Annotated in this window: 22 protein-coding genes and 2 tRNA genes; 8 read left to right on the top strand and 16 right to left on the bottom strand. The window is 39.5% G+C overall.

Features of this window, described 5'->3' with window-relative positions:
* Positions 1–70 precede the first annotated feature (70 nt).
* The 3 genes from VHO47_03380 (at position 71) to VHO47_03370 (ending at position 2,818) form a co-directional block, all read left to right on the top strand.
* Entirely contained in the window at positions 71–712 is a 642-nt protein-coding gene (locus VHO47_03380; protein HEX2978135.1) for a PQ-loop repeat-containing protein, read from the top strand.
* Positions 702–962: a hypothetical protein gene (locus tag VHO47_03375; protein HEX2978134.1), complete on the top strand. Its 261-nt coding sequence runs from the start codon at positions 702–704 to the stop codon at positions 960–962. Before VHO47_03380 ends, VHO47_03375 begins: the two co-directional genes overlap by 11 nt.
* A 146-nt stretch (positions 963–1,108) precedes the next feature.
* Entirely contained in the window at positions 1,109–2,818 is a 1,710-nt protein-coding gene (locus tag VHO47_03370) for a hypothetical protein (GenBank protein ID HEX2978133.1), read from the top strand.
* Positions 2,819–2,837: 19 nt separating this feature from the next.
* On the opposite strand, the gene VHO47_03365 is transcribed toward VHO47_03370, so the two are convergent.
* A complete protein-coding gene (locus tag VHO47_03365; GenBank protein HEX2978132.1) occupies positions 2,838–5,549 on the bottom strand; it encodes a sigma 54-interacting transcriptional regulator in 2,712 nt (903 codons plus the stop codon).
* Positions 5,550–5,877: 328 nt separating this feature from the next.
* On the opposite strand from VHO47_03365, the gene nth reads away from it, so the two are divergent.
* Entirely contained in the window at positions 5,878–6,468 is a 591-nt protein-coding gene (gene nth / locus VHO47_03360; protein HEX2978131.1) for an endonuclease III, read from the top strand.
* Positions 6,469–6,996: 528 nt separating this feature from the next.
* On the opposite strand, the gene thrS is transcribed toward nth, so the two are convergent.
* Complete coding sequence (gene thrS, locus VHO47_03355; GenBank protein HEX2978130.1) at positions 6,997–8,706, bottom strand: threonine--tRNA ligase; 1,710 nt, start codon at positions 8,704–8,706, stop codon at positions 6,997–6,999.
* A 74-nt stretch (positions 8,707–8,780) separates the two neighbouring features.
* Here thrS and VHO47_03350 point away from each other — a divergent pair, with 74 nt between their 5' ends.
* Entirely contained in the window at positions 8,781–8,978 is a 198-nt protein-coding gene (locus tag VHO47_03350; protein ID HEX2978129.1) for a hypothetical protein, read from the top strand.
* A gap of 7 nt (positions 8,979–8,985) precedes the next feature.
* On the opposite strand, the gene VHO47_03345 is transcribed toward VHO47_03350, so the two are convergent.
* On the bottom strand, positions 8,986–9,504 hold the full coding sequence (locus VHO47_03345) for a hypothetical protein (protein ID HEX2978128.1): 519 nt from the start codon (positions 9,502–9,504) through the stop codon (positions 8,986–8,988).
* Positions 9,505–9,837: 333 nt separating this feature from the next.
* Here VHO47_03345 and VHO47_03340 point away from each other — a divergent pair, with 333 nt between their 5' ends.
* The 3 genes from VHO47_03340 to VHO47_03330 all read left to right on the top strand — a co-directional run bounded on the left by VHO47_03340 (position 9,838) and on the right by VHO47_03330 (position 13,312).
* On the top strand, positions 9,838–10,710 hold the full coding sequence (locus VHO47_03340) for a hypothetical protein (protein HEX2978127.1): 873 nt from the start codon (positions 9,838–9,840) through the stop codon (positions 10,708–10,710).
* Positions 10,711–11,051: 341 nt separating this feature from the next.
* Complete coding sequence (locus VHO47_03335) at positions 11,052–12,461, top strand: PhoH family protein (protein HEX2978126.1); 1,410 nt, start codon at positions 11,052–11,054, stop codon at positions 12,459–12,461.
* 143 nt (positions 12,462–12,604) lie between these two features.
* Complete coding sequence (locus tag VHO47_03330; protein HEX2978125.1) at positions 12,605–13,312, top strand: hypothetical protein; 708 nt, start codon at positions 12,605–12,607, stop codon at positions 13,310–13,312.
* Between the two features lie 147 nt (positions 13,313–13,459).
* On the opposite strand, the gene VHO47_03325 is transcribed toward VHO47_03330, so the two are convergent.
* The 13 genes from VHO47_03325 to argS form a co-directional block, all read right to left on the bottom strand.
* Positions 13,460–14,029 carry an NAD(P)H-dependent oxidoreductase gene (locus VHO47_03325; protein ID HEX2978124.1) on the bottom strand — a complete coding sequence of 190 codons (570 nt, stop codon included), beginning with the start codon at positions 14,027–14,029 and terminating at the stop codon, positions 13,460–13,462.
* A gap of 187 nt (positions 14,030–14,216) precedes the next feature.
* Complete coding sequence (locus tag VHO47_03320) at positions 14,217–14,621, bottom strand: ribonuclease P protein component (protein ID HEX2978123.1); 405 nt, start codon at positions 14,619–14,621, stop codon at positions 14,217–14,219.
* Entirely contained in the window at positions 14,557–14,697 is a 141-nt protein-coding gene (gene rpmH, locus VHO47_03315) for a 50S ribosomal protein L34 (protein ID HEX2978122.1), read from the bottom strand. Before rpmH ends, VHO47_03320 begins: the two co-directional genes overlap by 65 nt.
* Before the next feature lie 183 nt (positions 14,698–14,880).
* The gene (gene trxB / locus VHO47_03310) at positions 14,881–15,822 is read right to left on the bottom strand and encodes a thioredoxin-disulfide reductase (GenBank protein HEX2978121.1); all 942 of its coding nucleotides are present in this window, start codon (positions 15,820–15,822) and stop codon (positions 14,881–14,883) included.
* A gap of 7 nt (positions 15,823–15,829) precedes the next feature.
* Entirely contained in the window at positions 15,830–17,131 is a 1,302-nt protein-coding gene (locus VHO47_03305) for a trigger factor (protein ID HEX2978120.1), read from the bottom strand.
* Between the two features lie 237 nt (positions 17,132–17,368).
* Positions 17,369–17,455 (bottom strand) — tRNA-Leu (locus VHO47_03300).
* Positions 17,456–17,590: 135 nt separating this feature from the next.
* Positions 17,591–17,666 (bottom strand) — tRNA-Lys (locus tag VHO47_03295).
* A 46-nt stretch (positions 17,667–17,712) separates the two neighbouring features.
* Positions 17,713–18,303 (bottom strand): ribosome recycling factor, encoded by a 591-nt coding sequence (gene frr, locus VHO47_03290; GenBank protein HEX2978119.1) that lies wholly within the window; start codon positions 18,301–18,303, stop codon positions 17,713–17,715.
* A gap of 31 nt (positions 18,304–18,334) precedes the next feature.
* Positions 18,335–19,042, bottom strand: coding sequence for a hypothetical protein (locus tag VHO47_03285; GenBank protein HEX2978118.1), 708 nt, complete (start codon positions 19,040–19,042; stop codon positions 18,335–18,337).
* A gap of 130 nt (positions 19,043–19,172) precedes the next feature.
* On the bottom strand, positions 19,173–19,691 hold the full coding sequence (locus VHO47_03280; protein ID HEX2978117.1) for a translation elongation factor Ts: 519 nt from the start codon (positions 19,689–19,691) through the stop codon (positions 19,173–19,175).
* A 73-nt stretch (positions 19,692–19,764) separates the two neighbouring features.
* The gene (locus VHO47_03275) at positions 19,765–20,043 is read right to left on the bottom strand and encodes a hypothetical protein (protein HEX2978116.1); all 279 of its coding nucleotides are present in this window, start codon (positions 20,041–20,043) and stop codon (positions 19,765–19,767) included.
* A 131-nt stretch (positions 20,044–20,174) separates the two neighbouring features.
* Positions 20,175–20,468 (bottom strand): hypothetical protein, encoded by a 294-nt coding sequence (locus tag VHO47_03270; GenBank protein HEX2978115.1) that lies wholly within the window; start codon positions 20,466–20,468, stop codon positions 20,175–20,177.
* A gap of 17 nt (positions 20,469–20,485) precedes the next feature.
* Positions 20,486–22,138, bottom strand: coding sequence for an arginine--tRNA ligase (gene argS / locus VHO47_03265; protein HEX2978114.1), 1,653 nt, complete (start codon positions 22,136–22,138; stop codon positions 20,486–20,488).
* Positions 22,139–22,193: the final 55 nt, after the last annotated feature.

Genomic DNA, 22,193 nt, shown 5'->3' with positions numbered 1-22,193 from the left:
AAAAACGTTAACTATTTCTGCTAAGATGAGGCATTACGGACGTAAACTTAAAAAACAGGGCGGAAAACATATGTTTAATTATCTATCGATTGGCACTGCTTTTGTAACCATTTCATGGCTTTTCATGCTTTATTCAATGATTCCCCAGATTATATTAAATTATCGTCTTGCTAATGTGCATGGCCTGAGCGATATGATGCTTACCGGTAATCTTATTATGAATCTCTGCGGCATTTTTTTTATTTTTTGTTGTGAATTGCCTTTAGTATATCAATTATTAGGATCTGTTGGTTTTCTATTATTTCTCGTTGTTCTTGTGCAGAGGATTTTTTACGATTGGCCACGTTCAACATATTTCTTTATTGTAATCGCAAGTATCATTTCTCTTTTTGCCAGTTCAATTCCGTTGGTGATGCGCCATCCGTATTTTTACGGTTCAATCCTGGGGTGGTTTGGCTTCTGGGCCCAATTTTTATATTTATTTCCACAGCTTATAAAAATTATTCAAACCAAATCGGTAGAGGGTTTTAGTTTTGCATTTATTACATTACTGACGCTCGCTAATCTTTTTGAACTGATTGGTGCACTTATTCTTAATTTACCGTTCAATATTATTGCAAATGATATTCGTGGTTTGATGATGTATGTATTGTTTTGTATCCTCTTTGGGAAATATCGTAAAACTAACGACAAGGATAGCAATGGCAAGTAGATGGCGTTTATGGCATCTTTTAAGGGATTGTTCCCTTTTTGCAGCGATTAATTTTTTGGTATTTACTATTTTTTTTAACGCTCAATCGGGTTCATTGACTTATTATAATGCGCATCTTGCAGCTTTTTTTGTTCTTTTGGGATTTGCTTTGCGGCGTGTTTGGCGGCAGATTCCAGAATCGCTTTCTTTTCTTTACGCGCTCATTATTAATCTTGTTTTTGCGAGCATGCTCATTCCATGCACTTGGTAGCTTATACAAAAAAAATGAGATGAGTTTTACTAAGGAACCTATTCTCATTTCATAAAAATTCATATTTGAATTGTTTTGGGCCTTAAGCCTTTGCTAAATTAGGTACAAATTAATTAACGGACCATTGTAAAAATGTGAGGTTGGTAATGGTGAAGAAGCTGGCTTTATTTACGATATTGATAAGTGGATCGTACCTTTTTAGCATGGAATTACCATCAGCAAAAGTTGATGAGGTTGTCATTGCATGTGCAGATGGGAATACAAGCATTCCAAGAATTATTTTCAAGGCTATTTTGCTTAATTCAAAAACGCTCAAAAATTATCTAGAATCTACAGGGCAATCAGCTGCAGAAATTAATGAGATACCGTTAAAGGCACTCAGTATTCGCCAAGTTGAGTTTATCGCTAAATATTCAACACATCTCGGGCAGAAATCAGAATTGATAGAAGAGTTCAGTAAAAAAGATATTTCACTTTTTAATTTGCAAATTATTTTGAAGACAGCCGATTATTTGGAAATAGATAATTTATATAAAGCTGCAATATCTGTGCTAGCAAAAAAAGCTGTAGAACTAGCAAAAAAAGATCCTACGAGTGTGAATTTCAATGAGCTAAGCAATGATCTGGATCGTGTACTTGTTGCTGCAATGATCGAAAGCGATCCTGCATTTCTTTCTGATTTTTTTGGCAATATCAAAGTTCAGTCGATTTTCGAACGAAAAGAAACATATCGCGTTTCACCTCAAAAGCCAGCTGCAATGGCAATTAGTCCGAACGGCAAAACGCTAGCGGTGCTCTCTGGCAATCTTATTAAAATAATCGATAGCGAAAGCAAAAAAGAAATACAGGTAATTGAACTAAGTAGCGACGAGAAATTCAATGCTCTCACTTTTAGCCCGGATGGGAACATGATAGCGGGGATTTTTTGGAGCGGTGCCATTGCTGTATGGGACGCAAAAACTGGTAATGAGCTTTGGAGGTTACAACAACCAATTCTTGGGACATGGTCTAATTTTTATGCAATTAAGTTCAGCCATAATGGTCAAAAGGTGGCCCGCAATAATAATCGATCAGTTGATTTTTTTGATGCAAATTCTGGTGCACTTATTAAAACGTTGCCGACGAATATAGATTGGGCTCAATTTGCATTTAGTAATGATGATCAGAGCATATTTGTAACAATGAGGGGCGCAAGTGATAAGGAGTATTTAGTTGAGCGCTATGATTTGGAAACGCTTAATGTTGTTGGAGAACCGCTTGTAATAGTTGGCGATCCGCATGGTGCTTTAATGGATGAAAAATATGAGCGGATGGTGACCTACGGCCCTTACAAGCTGCCTCAAGAAACAACCACGGTTACTGTATGGAATTTGGAAACGAAGAGCAATCAATTATTTGAAATACCATCAGTGGTTAAGGGGCCCCATTTTTTTGGAATAGACGGATTGATTTTTGCTAGTGGACGACCATTCGAGATGGTATTTTCAGAAATAATTTTTTATAACATGAAAATGCGCAAAATAATTAAGTCATTACCAGTTCCGCAAATTACTAACGAGATGATCCATATAGGAGGTCAATTAGTTGGCATAAGTGGTTACAGCGAAAAAGAATCTAATTATTATGTTTTCGATTTTTCTCAATTAGAGAGTGTCATGGCTCAATTAAAAAAACTTTCAAGCAAACAGTTTGCACTTATTCTATATGCGGTAATGAATCCGGCAGTAAAAGCAAAACGGATTGATTTAAAAAACAATCAGGCATTTACCAAAGCGTTTGAAAGTCTTCCGTTACAACTGCAAGAAATTATTGGTAAAAGTGCACGCATAAAAGTTGGTTCGTGTCCGATTATGTAATAAAAAAGCGAATGCTTTTCTATTCTAAATTGTATTCTTTACATCTACGATTGACCGATGAGCGGTTGACGCCGAGGAACGTAGCGATTTGGTTTTGATTACCAAATTTGTTCCATAAAAGGGACATCATGCGCGGATCTTTGAGCGCTTTTTTGCCAAGACGAGCTGCTTGGATCAATTCGGGATCGGTAACATTATAAGCAGGATCGAATTGCGTTTCATGATAAATATGCGATTTTTTAGATTTGTTTACTAAGAACTGTTCAATCTTCGCTTTAAACTCATGCAAACTTACCGGTCGGTTATAAATAATCCGGTTCGTTTCTTGATCGGTCAGTTCGAGTAAGTTTTTAAATGGCTGTGTTTTAATTGCCTGTTCACTAAATCCGTGCGCAAGTTCTGCAAGTTCTTGCTCTGAAAGCGTGAGCAATGAAGGAAGGCTGAGCGTTGCTTGCTTTAATTCACTGTAGAGTTCAGCACTGAATTTACCCGATTGCACGAGAGGCATCATATCAAGCTGCGTCGTGCAAATAATGCGCGCAGTACTCGATAGTTTTTGCTCACTTTTAAAACGACGATAGAAACCATATTTCATAAATTCTGCTAAGTGATTTTGCGTTTCAAGCTCAAGTAGATGAATGTTTTGGATAATAAGTGTCCCCGTTTCGTTTAATTTTTCTAGAAGTGCCGGTTCATTCGAGCCGCCAAAAAGCTGGTTCAAGCCAAAAATTTTATGCGCAGTTTCGCTATTTTTTTCAGGTGAGTGCAATTTTAGAATGTGCAGCGTTTCGCGCAAACTAATATGGTGAATAATTTCTGCAGTTGCGACCGCATCTTGCTCAGCCATATCGAGCAATAACGCTTTTTTACTGAGCGCGACTTTTAAAAGCTCTATTTTATATTGCAGCAATCGTGGGCTGTTACTCGGAATAAGTTGATTGATTAATTTTCCTGATTGCGTCGTTTCTAGATACAGTAAATAATCCCATTCGCTTGGATCTTTAATTTGTTCGAGTTGTGGCTTGAGCAGATCCCCGATTTCTGGATAATAAACCGTGATAATAACTGCATTCTCTTCCAAATGGGGAATGCCGGAAAGCACTATTTTATTCCCGTTAGTATCATTTGCAAACGCCGTTTGGCCAGTGCGATAATCTTGCACTTGAAGAGCGATATTTTTGAGTGCTTTGGAGAGCGGATGGCCCTCAAGAGAGTTTGGATTAATACTCACAAGCTCTTTTGCCGCTTGATTGCCAAAAATGAAACGTCTGTTTTTATAAAAAATAATACCAATTTTGCGTTGCTGAGCTGAGCGGAGAAACGATTGAATGCTTTCTTTGTATTGATTAATTTCTTGATGCTTCCGATAGAGCTCTTCTTGCATCTCTTTTTCACGCTCCATGAGTGCGTCAAGATTTCGATTTTGAAGCAAATGGATAATGTTGCTCAAATAACTTGCAAAAACTACCATCTCATCCCGCTCAATCCGATTATAAAATTCATTCGTTCGTGCGTTTCGCTCAACGAGAATATAAGCAATGATAAGATCTTTTTGATAAATTGGCAGAAAAATATCAGCGTCGATTTCATCCATGAAGCGAGACACGGAGCTGCCAACAGAACTATCTTCATAGAAGTTACTGAACGCGATCTCGTCAGCGATTAATATTTTTGCTTTCTGCAAATAACGTGCAATTTCACAGGTCGCTTCATCATGATTGCAGATAAAGTTTTCTACGATCGATTCACGCCATTCGAGAGTGCCGTATTCATCTTTAGTCATTTCCGTATTCGGCAAACGGCGCAAATGGAGCGAGATTCTATTTGCAGGCAAATAAAATGCGCCTTTAAAGAAGTTTACCGTGATATGCGCAAGCTCTTGCTTGGTGGTGGCAAAACTGAGTTGCTCAAGAACGTTTTTGAAATCATCAATAAAGTTAAAGTGGGGCGCTGTTTGTACGTGTTCCTGGAAGTTTAAAAAGCGTAGGCCAATAATTTTTTTGGCAGAAAAGTAAAAAGCCATCGTTAATAAAATTGTAGAAATGCTTACGACTGCATAGTTACTTGCAATATAGGTCTGTGAAAAAGAAAAGGGAAATATCTGAATAAAATCAAATAATAATTGCGGTGCAATTATCATCTGAATTAGAATCTTAATCTGTTTTTTTAAAATTTTTGGCATGTGAGGATTTCTTAGGTGCCTCAGGACAACTAAGATGCTTGGAATAATTAAGAAGAAAATATAAACGGAATTAATGGTTAATAATTGAAATTCAATTGGAGGACGATTTGTAGGATTATTGAATTCAAAGATTGCAAGATACACAAATGAGAGTGCGAAAATCGTGCTGATTGCCATGAATATTCTCTGATGCAAACGAAGGCGACGATCTTTCTCTGTTAAGCTTTCAAGAAAAAAACATAAAGACTGGTATTGAATAATTGTTAAAGCCCATGCGAGTCTAATAATGAATAAAAAAGGGCGATAATCAAGATTAGAGAAAAAAAGTCGATATGACGTCGAGGTTATCCATGCTATATCAGAGAACATTGCCCCAATTAGTACTGGAACTAAAAAAAACCAAGGACGCTGGATTTTGGATGCCCTAATGCCATGCGAAATGGTCATCGCGAACAGAAATGTTTTACAAATTAATGCAGTAATTGCAACAGCTAATAAAAATGGATTACTGCTAATAATTTGGTATAAAAATAAAACAATATTCATCATGTTTCTTGCTATTAGGAAGTCCAGTAGCTATAATGATTTCGTCTAAAAAAATGTGTTTAATAATCTATATTAAGGGGCTTTTTGTATGCTATCTCTATTTTATAAATTAACCGGAATTCTTTTTGCAGTCGTGATTTTGTTATCTGAAATTCCGCCAGTAAGCTAATAGTGGATTTATATTCTTCATTCTAACAGGAAGCGCAGTTTGCGCAACCCTGACCAGTTTTTTAGGGGTAAAGCCATTTCTTCGCTATCGGCTTCAAAAAAAGAGCATGTCAAGCAGATAATTTCGATTCTCGAGAAAAATGCTGAGCATCTTGGAAACCCGATGGTTTTTTCCATCAGCGAGCAATTAGGGCGGGATCCGTTTCTAGTACTTATCAGTTGCTTACTCAGTTTACGGACCAAGGATACGGTGACGTTTCCCGCTTCAATGCGTCTCTTCGAGCACGCTCGCACGCCAGAGCAACTTCTTAATCTTCCTATTTTAAAAATAGAAAAACTTATCTATCCGGTGGGGTTTTACCATCGCAAAGCATTTTTGATGCATAGTGTCAGTAAAGATCTCCTTGATCGTTTTGGGGGCAGAGTCCCTAATACGGAGGAAGATCTTTTAAGCATCAAAGGCGTCGGTCGCAAGACAGCAAATTTGGTCTTAGGCGAAGGATTTGGCATTCCGGCTATTTGCGTTGATACCCATGTTCATCGCGTCGCTAATCGGCTTGGTTTAGTGGAAACACAGACCCCAGAAGAAACCGAAACTGAACTCAAAAAGATTATTCCTAAAAATTATTGGATCCGTATTAATCAATGGCTCGTCGTTTGGGGCCAGCAAATTTGCGTACCAATCTCTCCATTTTGTTCAAAATGTCCATTACGGCCCGTTTGCAAGCGGGTCGGTGTTATTAAAAGCCGGTAGGTCTTTTGTGCCATCACTCGACTGTCCGCATCCTTCGATACGATTTCTCGATTAACTCGAAATCACTCAGGACGAGCGGAGAGTTATCAATTTTTTCGCGGTGCTTAAACAAAAGTCGAGCTGAAATAGATTGAAATTAGTTCTGGTGCCCCCAAAACCAAGGTCGAAGCGCAGTTTTTTGGGGATAAAAAAAATAAAAGCGCTGCAAACCAGAAGGTTTTTAGCGCTTTTATTTATCAAATAAGCGAAGCTTATTTTCTTTTAGCGGCTTTTTTAGCTGCTTTTCTTTTCGTGGTAGCTTTTTTAGCTACTTTACGGCGAGCTGTTGTTTTCTTAACAGTTCTTTTTTTCTTCATTGCCATGGGCAACTCCTTTTTTTAGAAGAACGATTAAATAATACTTATCATCTTCACTTTTGATGTTACAATTTGAGATAAATTAAAGTCAACAGTTTGCGTCTATTAAAATTGATTATTTCAAATAAATGCGCATCAAATTTTTCGATAATATAATAAATAATTGTTCTTTTTAGGAAGATGCTAACTCTTTCGCTTTGATCACTAGATCGTTAAATTGGAGATTTGGTTCTTGTGAGCCGTTTGCATGCCGAAGCGTAACGGTTTGCATCTCAACCTCTTTTTTACCAATTACCAGCATCCAGGGAATTTTTTCTATTTGGGCAGTTTTAATTTTTCCAGAAATCGGATCTGAGGTGTGATCCAGTTCGCTACGAATCCCTGCATTATTCAAAAACTGCAAGAGTTTTTGCGCATATTCTTTCTGATCATCGGTAATAGTAAGGATTTTAACCTGTACCGGCGCAAGCCAGAAGGGTAGATGTCCTTTATAATGTTCAAGTAAAATGGCAAAAAACCGTTCTAACGAGCCGTAAATAGCTCTATGAATAACAACTGGCCGTTCTTTAGTGCCAGCAGGGGTAACATAGCTTAAATCAAAGTTTTCAGCTGCAAAGAAATCTACCTGAATCGTACCGCACTGCCATTCCCGCTCCATAGAATCTTGAATCTTGAATTCAATTTTAGCGCCGTAGAATGCCCCTTCCCCTTCTTGAATCACAAACTTCATTTCTGCTTTATTAAGGGCGTTTTTGAGTGCGTTGATTGCTTTATCCCATACTTCTGGAGAACCCATTGCGTCGTTAGGACGCGTTGAGATCGCAACTTTGATATTTTTGAAGTTGAAGCGATTGTAAACTGTTTTTGTCAGGTTGATCATTTCAATCAGCTGTTCTTCTAGTTGTTCGATAGTGCAATATGCATGCGTATCATCCTGCGTAAACGCGCGCACTCGCATTAACCCATGAAGCACGCCTGAAAGTTCATGCCGGTGCACAAGGCCAAATTCTGCTAATTTCAGGGGGAGTTCTCTATAGGAATGTGGGCGTTCTTTATATACCAAATAAGAACCAGGGCAATTCATGGGGCGAATTGCATATTCTTTCTCATCGATCGTACAAAAATACATATTATCTTTGTAATGCGCATAATGGCCAGAACGTTTCCACAATTCATCGCTGAGCATAATCGGTGTGGCGATCTCTTTATACCCATGCTTGGTTTGCAAATCGCGCAAATAACCAATAAGCAAATTGATTATTAATTTGCCATCGGGATGAAAGAAGGGAAATCCAACTCCTTCATCGTGAAATGAAAAGAGATTCATCTGTTTGCCGAGTTTGCGATGGTCAAATTGCGCTAATTCCTCTTTCTTGCGCAAAAATGCATCGAGCTCTTCTTGAGTATAAAAAGCGGTGCCGGTAATGCGCTGAAGCGCTTGATTATTTTTGTCCGCTTTCCAATACGCGCCAGAGATGTTCAGAAGTTTAAAATGTTTGATATCGCCAGTAGATGCAACATGCCCACCGCGGCAAAGATCATAAAAATCACCCTGCTTTGAGAGGCCGACCGTTTCAGCCGGGATTTCATCAATTAATTGAAGTTTAAATTTATTATTTTTAAAAATTTTTCGCGCTTCATCTTTACTGATTTCTGTGTGCGAAATAGGCAGATTGCGCTGAGAAATTTCGTGCATGCGCGCTTCAAGGAGCGGTAAATCTTCTTCTTTAAAGTTTCGCGTTGGCAAAAAATCGTAAAAAAAACCTTCCGAGGTAGCCGGCCCGATTGTAAGCAGCGTTTCCGGATAGAGTTCTATAACTGCGTGTGCAAGTAAATGTGCGGCAGAGTGACGAAGAACCGAAAGATTTTTATCTGATGCCATTGGAAAACCTTTTTCTTAATTCGAAATGTTCGTTTCATAGACTATTTTATCAATTATAAACAGAAACGCATCGTTTGCATCTAGATGCGGTTCCTGTAGAAATCGCTATTGTTATCGATTTAGATGTAGAAGACGCAAAAAAAGTAAAAAAAAATCATTTACCGGCGGGAGCCGGCCGTGGTCGTAATGAATGTGAAGTGAGCAATACAATTAATTTCCATGTTATTATCGATAGCACGAATTGCGCTATGCGTCAAGATTTCATATGTTGAACCAGTTTTATCTTAATTGAGCAATTGTTCGCTTTATATCGTTGAGCAATGTTTTTGCATCTTCAGAATTTTCATCTTTAAACTCTTCTTGCAACATTAATTGAAGTGCTGTTAGTTTTGGCATAAGCGTTTTCTTCTCGAGAGCCAATCGATCTTTTGCAAAAGCGTCTACAGCATAAGCAAGATAGGAAATCAAAGCGGCATAGGTTGAAAAATAAAGTACGCTCGTTATTTTTTCAGCGCTTGAATGGCGATAATCTGAAAAATAATCGATGGCCTTGTAGGAATAAAAAGGGGCATACGCAAGCGCATATCCTGCGGAAACGATTCTGCCTAATGATGCAGCACGCTCAACTATGCGTAAATCTTTCAATAGTGATTCGTATTTATAAAGCAAATCAAGTAAACGCAGCGTGTTTCGTGCTGTATCGCTGTGGGGCGTTTCTCGAATGTTGGTTAATTCTATGGTGTCTGCATGTAGTTGAATAGTGCTCAATAGAAGAGCTGCTAAAAGTATGCGATACATGTTTCAATTTCTTTTGAAGATTCTATTGTATTGCGCGTAATTGTATAAAAGATTACCAGTTTTCTCCAATTTTTCTATTTCTGGCGACCTGTTGCGGATAATGGAAACTGTGTTATCATTAAAAAAACAGGTATATATTTTACTGAAAGGCTTTTATGGCACATCCGATCTATGATGCGACCATTTTTAATACATTTTCTTCTAGCCTTCGAGTCCTCCCTCTAGCGCTCGCGCGCCACCTTTCTCTTTTATCAAATTAATTTATTCTTTTTTCTTTACAAATAACTATTTGTTTGGGTTGTAATATTTAGTAATTTTACAAAAGTGATTTTTATGAAGAGCAAACACTATTGGAGAATCGTTATCGTCGTAATGGGTTCTTCGTTTATGATATTTTCTAATCCAGAACGTAAGCCAATAATTTATAAAGACATCGTTGATGAAATGAAAGAATCGCGTAGCATGCCGGAACCGGCAGTTTGCGAAGATTTTGATCTTATGCAGAAACGGTTTAAAGAAAATAACTGGCTCTCTAAAGATTTTCAAATAGATGTGCGGACCTATAACGAAGCGGATGAACAAGAATTGAAAGCGGTTGGTTCGCCAACTGATCACAATCTTTTTAACGTTTCGAGTGCAGTAAGCCCAAAATCTGTTGTGATGATGGCTAAAAATCATCATAATTTTTTTACACGGAAAGAAAGCCAAGGGATTTTCGGGCATGAAATTGCACATGCAATTATTCGTGAAAATGGTTTTATCAATCCGCATAATTGGATGTTTCAAGGGCAAATAGCTGGTATTGCGGGTATTATAGTAGGGCCATTAATCATTGCCCGCGGAATGGCTAAGAACTCTGTCAAAACTATCGCTACCGGAGGATTTGCTACTATTGGTGGGCCCATGATGTCGACCTATGTTGGCCAGAAAATGCATATTCATCGCCAGTTCGGCAAATATGCAGTTGAATATGATTTTCCATTTATTCGTAAATTTGTTGAGATTGAGTGCGATATCATTTCAGCTCTTGTGCACAAAGACGGTGCGAGTGCGATTAAAGGAGCGCTTCAAAAATGGCAAGTTTACAATACTGAAAAGAAGATAACTTCATCTCCTGATCATCCAAAATTGTCGACTCGCATCGCGATATTAAATGCTTTGGAGAAAATGCAGAAGAAGAATAGAAAAAATCAATCTGAAGAGTAATCGGACTATTGTAAGATTTTTTACAAAGAGAGCGAAGAGAAATCTCGCTCTCTTTTTTTGACAGAAATTATACTCATTATTCGTGCGCCATGAGGTGGCCCATTTGATCACACGTTTGGTTGTGCTGCGTTCTGCTATCCCGTGCAAGATGATCCTATCATAAGATGACTCGTTAAAATCGTCGACTCGTATCGCACAATTAAACGTCCTGCGGCGCATTCAAGCAGTAGGAAAATTTTGTGGAACTAAAAATTGATTTAATTGCGCGGGTATTTGGAGTGTGATACGGTTCAATCGACATCGAGAAGGTAGTAAATGAAGCTTCAAAAAAAAGGAATCCTATGGCAGCAGAGCGTATTTATGTCCTTGATACGAATGTGTTGTTGCACGATCCTGAGTCGATTTTTAATTTCAAAAGTGCGCAGGTTGGCATTCCTATTTTAGTTCTGGAGGAGCTTGATAGGTTCAAAGGTGAGAGCACCGATCGCGGGCATAATTCTAGGCAAGTTATTCGTTATCTTGATGGGTTGCGCGCGCGTGGTTCGTTGCGGGAAGGAGTTGAGCTCGATAATGGGGGAATTTTAAAAGTTCTATTCGCACCTGATAAAAAGGTGATGTTGCCAACATCGTTAAGTTTAAATATCGTTGATAACCTTATTCTTCTTACGATTCTTGAGCTTAAGCAGCGCGGCTATGAAGTGCAATTTATTTCTAAAGATTTAAATGCGCGCGTAAAAGCGGACGTTCTTGGCATCTCTGCGCAAGATTATCTAAAGGGGTATATTACCCCCGAAACATTTTATAAAGGATGGGCACAATTTAAGGTGCCATCAGTTTCATTGAAAAAAGATTCACCGGTCGAACTCCAGGAGATTGCTGAGCATCACCATTTAATTTTGAATGAGTTCGTGCTTCTTGAAAGTAATAATAATCCATTTAATTACAAAATTTTTAGATATCTTGGAAATAAGCAGTTCAAGACGGTTACCGTGCCCACCCTCGGTTGGCCACTTGAGCCACGCAATGTTCATCAATTAATGGCGCTCGATCTACTTTTTGATGAGCGAATTCAGTTGGTAAGTTTGCTTGGCCCAGCAGGAACGGGAAAAACATTCTTGGCGCTCCTTGCCGGGCTTTCTCAAGTGGTGAATCAACCAATTTATGAAAAAATGCTGATCTCTCGCCCCGTGATTCCGTTGGGGCCCGATATTGGTTATCTTCCTGGCACGATTCATGAAAAATTGCATAGTTGGATGCAGCCAATTTACGATAACATGGAATTCATTTCGCACACCGTTAATCGTGGACGGCAGCAAAGTAATGAATCATTTGATCATGACGCTCCTCTTTATACGGGAAAACGTGATAAAGGGAATAAGCACAAGAAAAAATTTGAGCATCGACAGGATAAAATTTCGCCACTCGATCAGTTAATTAAAGACGGAAAAATTAGCCTTGAAGCGATAACCTATATGCGCGGCCGCTCCATTCCTTATCAATATATTTTACTTGATGAAGTTCAAAATTTAACGCCACACGAAGTGAAAACATTAATTTCGCGTGTCGGGGAAGGAAGTAAAATTATTTTGGCGGGTGATCCTTATCAAATCGATTCACCATACTTAGATTTCAGTTCGAACGGTATCGTGGTTGCAACTAATAAGTTCAAAGGGCAATCATTATTCGGCACCGTATTCTTACAAAGTAGCGAACGTAGTTTATTAAGTAGATTAGTAAGCGAGATTTGGTAAAACAGAAATTATCAAAAAATAGGGCGGCTCGCAACGGGCCGCCGTTTTTATTTTAGACGTGTTTACCCAACGGGCAGAACTGTTTTTTAAGATGTTCAATTACATGTTAGACTCGAGAGGAATGTTATAAAAAAGGGAAATATATGCGATCGCCAAGCAAAATTACTATTTATTATTTAGCTAGAATCCTAATTTTATTTTTAGTGCAGCATCCGCTTATCGGAATGGAAAAAAAAGAGGGAATGGAGATCGCCATTTCTAAACATACGCTTTTTATTACACAATACGTTGAGAAGCATATCGATCCTATTTGTCGCGAGGATTTTGCAAAAGACAAATGGCCCGATCTATTTACGATTCATACTGTGCAAGGAATTCCTCATTCTTTTCATACATCGTGTTTGTATGATCGAGTAATAAAAAACAGTCAATTAAATTGCCCAACTTGCAATGTACCGATTTCCCATGAGCAAAGTGAAAGAATACGATTAACCTTCGGGTTACCCAAAAGGATAGGAAAGCTTTCCGAATCTGCAAAAAATGAGTTTAAAGTATATATAGCACAAAAAGCTAAAGAAATAATGCTGAGTCGGGAAAGTCTTGAGCAAAAGATTGCTAGGAAAGATTCAGTAATCAGCATGCAGAAAACATGGATTCAAGAGTTGCAGGCAGCATGCATGAAAACCGAAAAAGAACTGCAATTAAAAGAAGAAATAGTAACTATTAAGGATCACGTGATTGGCATTAAAGACCAAGAGACTAACAAATATAAGCGGCAATTAATGTTTACGATTATTTGCAATGCCGTTTATTACGGTTATAAGGGTTTTGAATTTTTTTCAGGGCAATAGTTAGGAACGAAGTCTGGCCCTTGAATTAGTTGAGTATATAAAACCTAAACCGATATCTTAGCTGGCCAGAAACATAAAGCTATGAAAGAGTTAAAGGCAATCAACAATTAAAAAAATAAATCCATGGTGAGCACGTAATGAAAAGCATTATGTAAGAAGCATCTTGCATAAGCGGGTGATATTCTTTATGTGTTTTTCTAGCGCGCTTTGACTCAAATTAATTGACCGATCAACTGTGTACATCATCGGCTCAATCCCAAGAAATTGCAATGTTTTTTTTACTTGATCCCGAGCCGGATCCCCGAGCCATAAAAGATTATACCAGCGTGGCGTGATTGTAAGATTTATTACTAGCGCTTTTTTTATCTGATGCAAAGGAATGGCCGATTTGTACGGCCCATTAAATTTCCATGCAAACTGATTAATTAAATCGAACCAACATTTTAAAATGCCTGGTGTACTATACCAATAGGTGGGGAAAACAATAAGCAAGCGATCAGCTTTTAAAATTCGCTCTTTATTTTCTTGATAGAAAGCATTGGCCTCAAGTTGGGCACGGTTACTCGAATAAAAGGGTATTTCTTCCGCGCGTGAATAAAGATCTAAAATATCAAGCTCGATATTTTCTTGCTTGCTCAAAAAAGTGACTGCATGATTAAATATTGTTTTGCTGAGCGATGTTTCTTTATCGTGAGCAATTATTGCTAGAATGCGCATAGGAAAATCTCATCATTACCAAAATGGGTTACAGGCAATCAGTTGCCTTAGAATTGAAGGAAGTGCTTTTTTCAACGGTAAATCTTGTAGCTGCATGATTGCAAAATTTCCACATGAGATTGGAAATTTGCACGATGCAAATCCTAAAAAAGGGCGAAACGCTTGAAAAAGAGAAATAAGCAGCTGGTTAATCATGTGGCCGTAACCCTTTAAGAAGAAGGGATTTTGTTTCGTCAAATGAGAGCGTATGCGCTCCCGGTTTGATAAAGACCAGCACATCTTTTTTAAGAGAAAATAATTGTTCGCGATAGTAAATAGATTTAAGACGACGTCGGATAAGATTTCGTTGTGGAGCGGTTCCAACTTTTCGGGGAATAACAATTAAAATACGCCCCACAGCAGAAAGGCTGGGAGCGATTCTAATATCCATAAACGATACTTTTAACGCCGGCTGAGCTTGAGCAAAAAGCTTTCTTATCTCAGCCGGAGTAAATATCGTAATTAAACGCGCAATTGAGCGATTTTTTTTAACCGCTGACCGTGAGGCGTTTTCTGCCTTGAGCGCGGCGGCGGTTGACGATTTTTCTACCATCTTTTGTTGCCATTCTCTTGAGAAAACCGTGTTTTCTTGTTCGTTTGCGGCGACTTGGTTTGTAGGTAATTGACATCCTGATATCCTTGCAATATAAAAAGTGGCGCTTTTTGGGCAACCATTACTTGTGATTGTTTACCTATTCTAAGGCCAAATCACATTTTTTTCAATCCAATCTTTGCGTATCCGGCACTTGCGACTTTGCTAAATTCCTTTAGCTACGCCCAACAGGTTCCAACTTTTTGCTCCGCCGCGACCGCTAGCGGCGATTGGCGTGATTGATTTCTTCCAGGTAGCGTTGGGCGTCAAGGGCTGCCATACAACCGGTACCTGCAGAGGTTATCGCCTGCCGGTAAACCGCATCGGCAACATCGCCAGCAGCAAATATTCCTGGAATCGATGTTTGGACACCTTTTACTTTAAGGTATCCATAATCGGTCAGATCTAATTGGCCCTTAAAAAGCTCGGTATTGGGGGTGAGCCCTATGGCGACAAATACGGCGCCGACCGGCAGATCCTGGGTTTCACCCGTTTCTTGATTGGTTATTACCACTTTGGTAACATGCGAACCGTCCCCAATAATTTTTGATACGGTGCTCTTGTAAATAAGAGTAATTTTAGGATTATCGAGTACCCGTTCCTGCATGGCTGCAGAAGCGGTGAGTTTATCTTTTATATGCACGATCGTGATTTTATCTGTGTACCGGGTCATGAACGAAGCATCTTCCATGGCGGTATCGCCGCCGCCCACGATGATAACGGGCCGATCTTTATAAAAGGCACCATCGCATACCGCGCAGGTGGTAACGCCCTTGCCCCAATATTCATTTTCGCCCGGGCAACCGAGTCGTTTCGGAGTGGCTCCCGTTGCAATAATTAAGCTATGCGCTTTAATCGTTTCGTTCGTGGTCGCTATTGAGAATGGATGGCGCATGCAATCAACACCGATAGCAGGCTCACTAATAATCGTGCAGCCTAAATCGCGTGCGTGTTCTCGCATATTCATCATAAGGGTAGGCCCGAAAATTTCGCGGTTGCCCGGCCAGTTTTCGACCATTGTGGTGCCCATTAACTGTCCGCCGGGAGCTTTGCCTTCAATGATAATCGGATGGAGATTAGCACGTGCGGTATAAATACCTGCAGTAAGCCCTGCTGGTCCTGAACCCAGTATCACTACCTCATGAATCATAGAGTCGTTCATATGATGGTTACTTTCGCGTCAAATGATAAATAACATGGTTGAGTGTTTTTTCTCGCAAGCAGCACCGTTTAAGAATTTGCGTAGGCAATGGCATTTCTTGGCCTTGAATTTTGGTCGGTGGTGGATTAAAGTACACAAATTCTTTGGTGCGTGCACGTTTTAAGAGATTCAGATAGCTTTTAATATCATCCAGCGTAATTGTGATATTTTCGTGGAACGCTAGTTGATCTACAAACAATAGTTCACGTGCTTGTTTAAGTGCTAGCTGTTTGATCATATCTTTAAACGAATTTTCCGTTTTATAAACGTGATAATCTGGGTTGTGCATCACCGATTCAAGAACCGATTTTTGTTGGCGCAGCACTAAGTAATGCGGAACATCGATGTGATGTTTTGAAATGAGTAATTTAAGTGCTTCTTCGGCCATCATGCGTCGTTGCGAAATATCGTTTCGAAATGAAAAAACTTCAATGAGCTTTTGATGCATCTCTTTTGTGCTTTTGAGCTTGAAATGTTGCTTAAATAAATCGAACGAAAAATGAGATGCAGGAATTCGATCAATAATAATAATTTTAAAAACGTATTTGGTATCGAGTTGAGTACTAAAATATTCTTGCAGGCAACTGCTTGCGGTTATGAGTTCATCGCCAACTTTATGCCCCATAAAAAGCTCTTGAAATGGTGCATCAGCTTCTTCATTGCCAATTTTTAACCAAACATGTTCTCTATGCTCACCCAAAAGTGGCCCATTTATTTTATTGAGAAGATACATTTCAAAGCACACCCAATCTCCAATCTGGATTGAGTCACTCGCGCTGTTTGTAAATGCATGTTCTTCTTCTTTTATAAAAAGTTCAACTTGGCGATCTATATCTTTGTAGTTTTTTCTTTTTGGAGCTTTAAATGGGAGCGTTTTCCAATCTCTAAATTCAATCGGTGTGCTGACAGAAAGTTCAAAAACAAATTGAGCATCTTTGCCGGGAATAATAATGATATCTTGCAATCGCGGTTCGCCAGCAATCGCGGTATGAGATTCGTGAAGTTGTTCATATAGTTGACTCAGAACACAGTATTTAAAAAGGAATTCTTTTAAATGCTCCGTAAGATTACTTTTATAATGTTCTTTAATGTAGGAGAGGGGTGTTTCACCTTTGGTAAAACCATACGTGCTTGTGTTTTCTTTTTGATCGAGAGCAGTTTCATGGTAGAGCGTGTTGACATGCTCTGCTGGAACAGTAACGGTTGCTCTAAAGAGTCGGGGATTAATTTCTTGAAACGCACACGATTGCGTGCTTGCTGTCATTACCATATTCATCTCCTTTTGCTTCTGCCAGATTCTAAGTCATATGGCTAGAACTTAGCGCAGTTCAATACTCTTTGCAAAAGGTTTTCATGAATAAAAGCAACGCATTTCGGAAATAGGATGAACAAAAAGAAAAAAGGGTCAGAATTGAAAGTGGTCCCTACTTTGCTCGTGAAAACGAGCTACGAAGGGCATACTTCCCCTTTAAAAGATTGGCTCGACTTACGAAGCCTTGGCGAAGTATGGTGCAAGAGAGGGGAGTCGAACCCCTATTCCCTTTCGGGAGCTGGATCCTAAGTCCAGTGCGTCTGCCAATTCCGCCACTCTTGCGATAATATTTCAATGTATGGAAACTGCTGCGTCGGTCCAGGCTTCGTTTATCCGGGTCATCAGACTCGACAAACTACGCCGGACAGCCTCCGCATTAACCTGGCCGCGCCAGGCGTAGCCCGTTAGGGCGTAAACTGGTGGGCCGCATTGGAATCGAACCAATAACCTGCAGATTAAGAGTCTGTCGCTCTACCAATTGAGCTAGCGGCCCAAAAACTACACGATAGAGTGTAGTTCAGGTGCATTAAAACGTCAAATTAAACTGTCGTAATTTCTTTTTCTTTTTTCTCTGCCAACGCTTCTGCTTTTTTAATAAAATCATCGGTGATTTTTTGTAGCAGATCGCTCAATCGGCGCGAATGATCTTCAGATATAGCTTTCGCCTTTTGGCTATCGCGTACGAGATTGTGAAAATCTTTGCGTACATTACGAATGCTAATGCGTGCATCTTCCAATTTCTTACCTAATACTTTAACTAATTCATCGCGACGCGCGGTAGAAATTTCTGGCAAGATGACGCGCAAGATTCCTGAACCATCGTTTTGCGGTGAAATCCCAAGCTCAGATTCACGCAATGCGCGTTCTATATCACCGATAACGGCAGGATCCCATGGTTGAATAACAATCAAGCGCGCTTCTGGCGTTGTGATCGAAGCGGTTTCTTTCAAGCGCATGGTGCTATTGCCATATGCTGCAACTTTTATATCTTCCACAAGAGATGGATGTGCGCGGCCTGTACGAATTGTTATGAGTTCGCGTTCGAAATGTTTAATGGGTTTATCCATTTCGACATTCATCGCTTTTTCAAATTCTTTGGTGTTTTGTTCTGTAAGTTTCAATGTTATCATAGTATCCCTTTCAAACAATTTTTTTCAGTAACTAACTTATGGTACTGCCAAACGTGCTATCGTTAGCTGCGCGCACGAGTGCATTATCGCTAAAAATGTTAAACACCCGAATCGGCAATCGAGATTCGCGCGCTAACGCGATCGCTGTTGCATCCATGATGCCAAGCTTTTGCATTAATGCATCGTTATAGGAAAGTGAGGCAACAAGTTGGGCGTGTGGCGCTGTTTTTGGGTCTGCAGTATAAACGCCATCGACGCTCGTACATTTCCAAACTTCGTGTGCATTAATTTGTAAGCCGCGCAAAATTGCGGTCGTATCGGTGGTAAAAAACGGATTTCCGGTACCGCCAGTAAAAATCATGAGCGAATTACCAGCCCGGGCATTTTGAATTGTCTGCGCCGAAATTGGAGAACCAACTTCGGGTGACGGAACAGCGCAAAAAACGGTGCAAGGTAATCCTTCTTGTTCAAGAAGGTCTTTGACAATGAGACCGTTCATCATCGTTGCAAGCATGCCAATTTGGTGGCCGACAGATGGGGTTAATCCCAAAGCTGTTCCCTGCTTACTGCCACGGAAAAAATTTCCGCCGCCGATAACAATGCCAAAACGATGCGTCGCTTGCAGCTGTTTAATTTGTTGAGCAATAACCCGGACCCGTTGGCTATCAAGCGCTTGAGTAAGGGGCGAAACAAGTATTTCGCCCGTCAATTTCAATAAAATCGTAGTTTTGCTATGCATACATCAATCTTAGTTTGCTCGCGAGAGCGGTTTTCTTGATCTCAGTACTTTAGTTTACGCCAATTTCGTAGCGTGCAAACTGTTTGATTTTGATATTTTCGCCAATTTTACCAATAAGCTCTTTCAATAATTAATCAACGGTTAGTTGATCATTCTTAATAAACGGCTGATTAAGCAAGCATACTTCGCTGTATACTTTTTGTATTTTGCCTTCAACGATCTGATTGATTATCTTTTCAGGTTTTCCTGAACTTGCAAGTTGTGCTTTAACTATATCGATTTCTCGTTCCAGGAACTTTGGATCTACCTGTTCTGGAGAAAGGTACAGTGGTTTCATTGCAGCGATATGCATGCAAATATCGTTTGCAAATTTTTTAAGATCTTCCGTAGCTGCTACAAAATCTGTTTCGCAGTTGATTTCAATTAAAACACCAACGCGTGCACCTGGGTGAATGTAGGCGTGAACTAAACCTTGATCAGTAACGTTTGCGCCACGTTTTGCAGCCACGGCTGCCCCTTTTTTACGCAAAAGCTCAACCGCTTTCTCAACATTGCCTTCTGTTTCTTCAAGCGCTTTTCTGCAATCAAGCATACCAACGCCGGTGCGGTTTCGTAATTCTTGTATAAGATCTAAGCTGACTTTTGCCATATGAGGGCTCCTGTATCAAAAAAATAGTACTTTGACTATTAGTTTGCCAGAAAGGCCATAATTGGCAAATTGCTTATATATTCCAGTCTGGTCCCCAATCGTATGTAAAAGTCGCTTCAGATTCTTCAATTGGTTCAGAAATAGTCACCGTAGAAATCATTGAAGCCGAAGGATGTTCAGATTGGTTAATGCCATTTTTATTAAGAATATCGTATCGAACGTGGGATTGTAACCCATCAGAGGGGCCTATTTCTTTATGATCAGACTGGCTGAAATGAAGAGTTGTATTAAATATGGTTTCATATGAAAGCTTATTAAAATAATATTTGTTAGAATTTGATAAAAGTTTCAATTTTATCCAGAGTTCCAGATTATACAATTTGCTATCATTCGTATTAAATAATATTATTCTTCGTGCCGGTCTATACGTGACTTTTTCGTACTGCGGTATACCTTCCACAACCGTATAAAGCAAAGATTCGTTTAAGATAAATTTTTATTTATTGCTGTTTCTGTTTTAGGCTTAAGCTCTATTGCTATTATTTCCTCTTTATCGATTTTGCTCATGATATTCTGTTTACTTTCAATCTCCCCTAAAGAATCCGTATTTGACTGAAGTAACAAATAGAGTTCACACGAAGTGTTTTTTATACTTTGCAAAGTTATTGAATAACTGAGTGGATTCGGTTTTTTATCTTTTGGATGAAAATCCATGCAGCTTGCGGGTGCAGAAATGTAAAACAAAACGATAGTTATTATTGAAATTAATAATTTCATATTAATTAATGCTAAGTTTACATTTTCTCAGGGCAACTAATACCAATAAGCTTCATGCTGGTGCTAAAGGTATTTCTCAATAATTTGATCAGCAAGAGTCGTCCGCGGCTTTGCTCGATATGGTCCGCATCAATCACGCGATTTTTTGCATAATAACTATGGAAAAGTTGTGCCAATTCAAGAATATAATACGTAAGTGCGTGGGTTTGATGCGTATTACCAATAGTTTCGAGCAATGTTTTGAGCGAAACCATTTTTTTTATCAAAAGTTGCTCAGCTTTGCCTAAATTCTTCGCATCATGCACGCCAATTTCAGCCAGTCCTTCTTCGTGCTTACTTTTTTCTAGAATGCTACCGGTGCGAACGTATGCATATTGAATATAAAATACTGGATTCTCTTCAGTTTTTTTAAGCGCGAGTTCGATGTCAAAATCGAGATGCGCATCAGCCTTACGGTTCAAATAGAAAAAGCGGGCGACATCTTTTCCCACTGCTTCAATAACATCGCGCAAATTTACTATGCGCCCAGCACGTTTGGACATTCTGAGCGCTTCACCGCCCTCTTTAAGGGTGACCAGCTGATATAAAATGACATCAAGCATTTCTTTATTGTAACCAAGCGCTTGCAAGATTCCCGCAAGGCGCTGCTTATAGCTATGATGATCTTGACCAAGCACAATTACTAATCTATCGGCGCCGCGTTCAATTTTGTTTTCAAGATAGGCAATATCGGCCGCTGCATAGGTCAGCTCGCCGGAAGTTTTACGCACAACGCGATCTTTATCGTCTCCATACTCTGTTGAGCGGAACCATAACGCACCATCTTTTTCGTAGGTCGCATTATTCTTGGCTAATTTTGCGAGGCTTTTATCGATCGCTCCGCTTTCGTGTAACGTTTTTTCTGAAAACCAAACATCAAAGGTAATGCCGTACTCAGCAAGGGTCTTTTTGATCGCTTCAAGAAGGGCCGTTTTTGCATACTGCGCAAAAAAAGCATCATCTTCACCAAGAAGAGAAACGCCATATTTGTCCACGCATGTGCGTGCAAGTTCAACTAAATATTCACCTTGGTAGCCCTCTTCAGGCAATTGTGCATCTTTTCCGAGTACTTGCAGGCATCGTGCTTTAAACGACGCGCCGAGCTTTTGGATTTGATTGCCCGCATCGTTGATATAAAATTCTTTGGTTACGTTGTGCCCCAAGAAGCGCAAAATATTGCCTAAAACGTCGCCGATAATGCCGCCGCGGCCGTGCCCCAAATGAAGTGGGCCCGTTGGGTTTGCGCTTACAAATTCGATATTGAAATTAGAGCGAGGCGCCGATTGCTCAAGCTTGAAAAATTGATCTTCTTGCTCATACAGCGTTTCTGCAAGGGTAATAAACGCATCTTGCGTTAGGAAGAAATTTAAAAATCCCGGGCCAGCGATTTCTATTTTTTCAACAATCGGATGAGTGAATTTTTCTTGAATTTGTTGTGCAATTGCTCGCGGCTGCATAGAAAGTGGCTTGGCCAAAATCATTGCGCTATTGCTTGATAGATCGCCAAATGTTTGCTTTTGCTCATCAACATTAAGGGAAAGTGCGTGATCTTTAAGGAGATTTTTGTCGATACCAAATGTTTTGATTAAGAAATCGTGAAATGCTTGCTCGAGATGGACTAACAGATTCATTGTGCTTACCTGAAATAATGATTTTTTATTTCAGTATAATTCCAGAGAATGAATT

Source organism: Candidatus Babeliales bacterium (genome assembly GCA_036260945.1).
Taxonomy (GTDB): domain Bacteria; phylum Babelota; class Babeliae; order Babelales; family JACPOV01; genus JACPOV01.
Note: the sequence above shows the minus strand (reverse complement) of the source record. Positions and strands in the feature narration are given on the sequence as shown.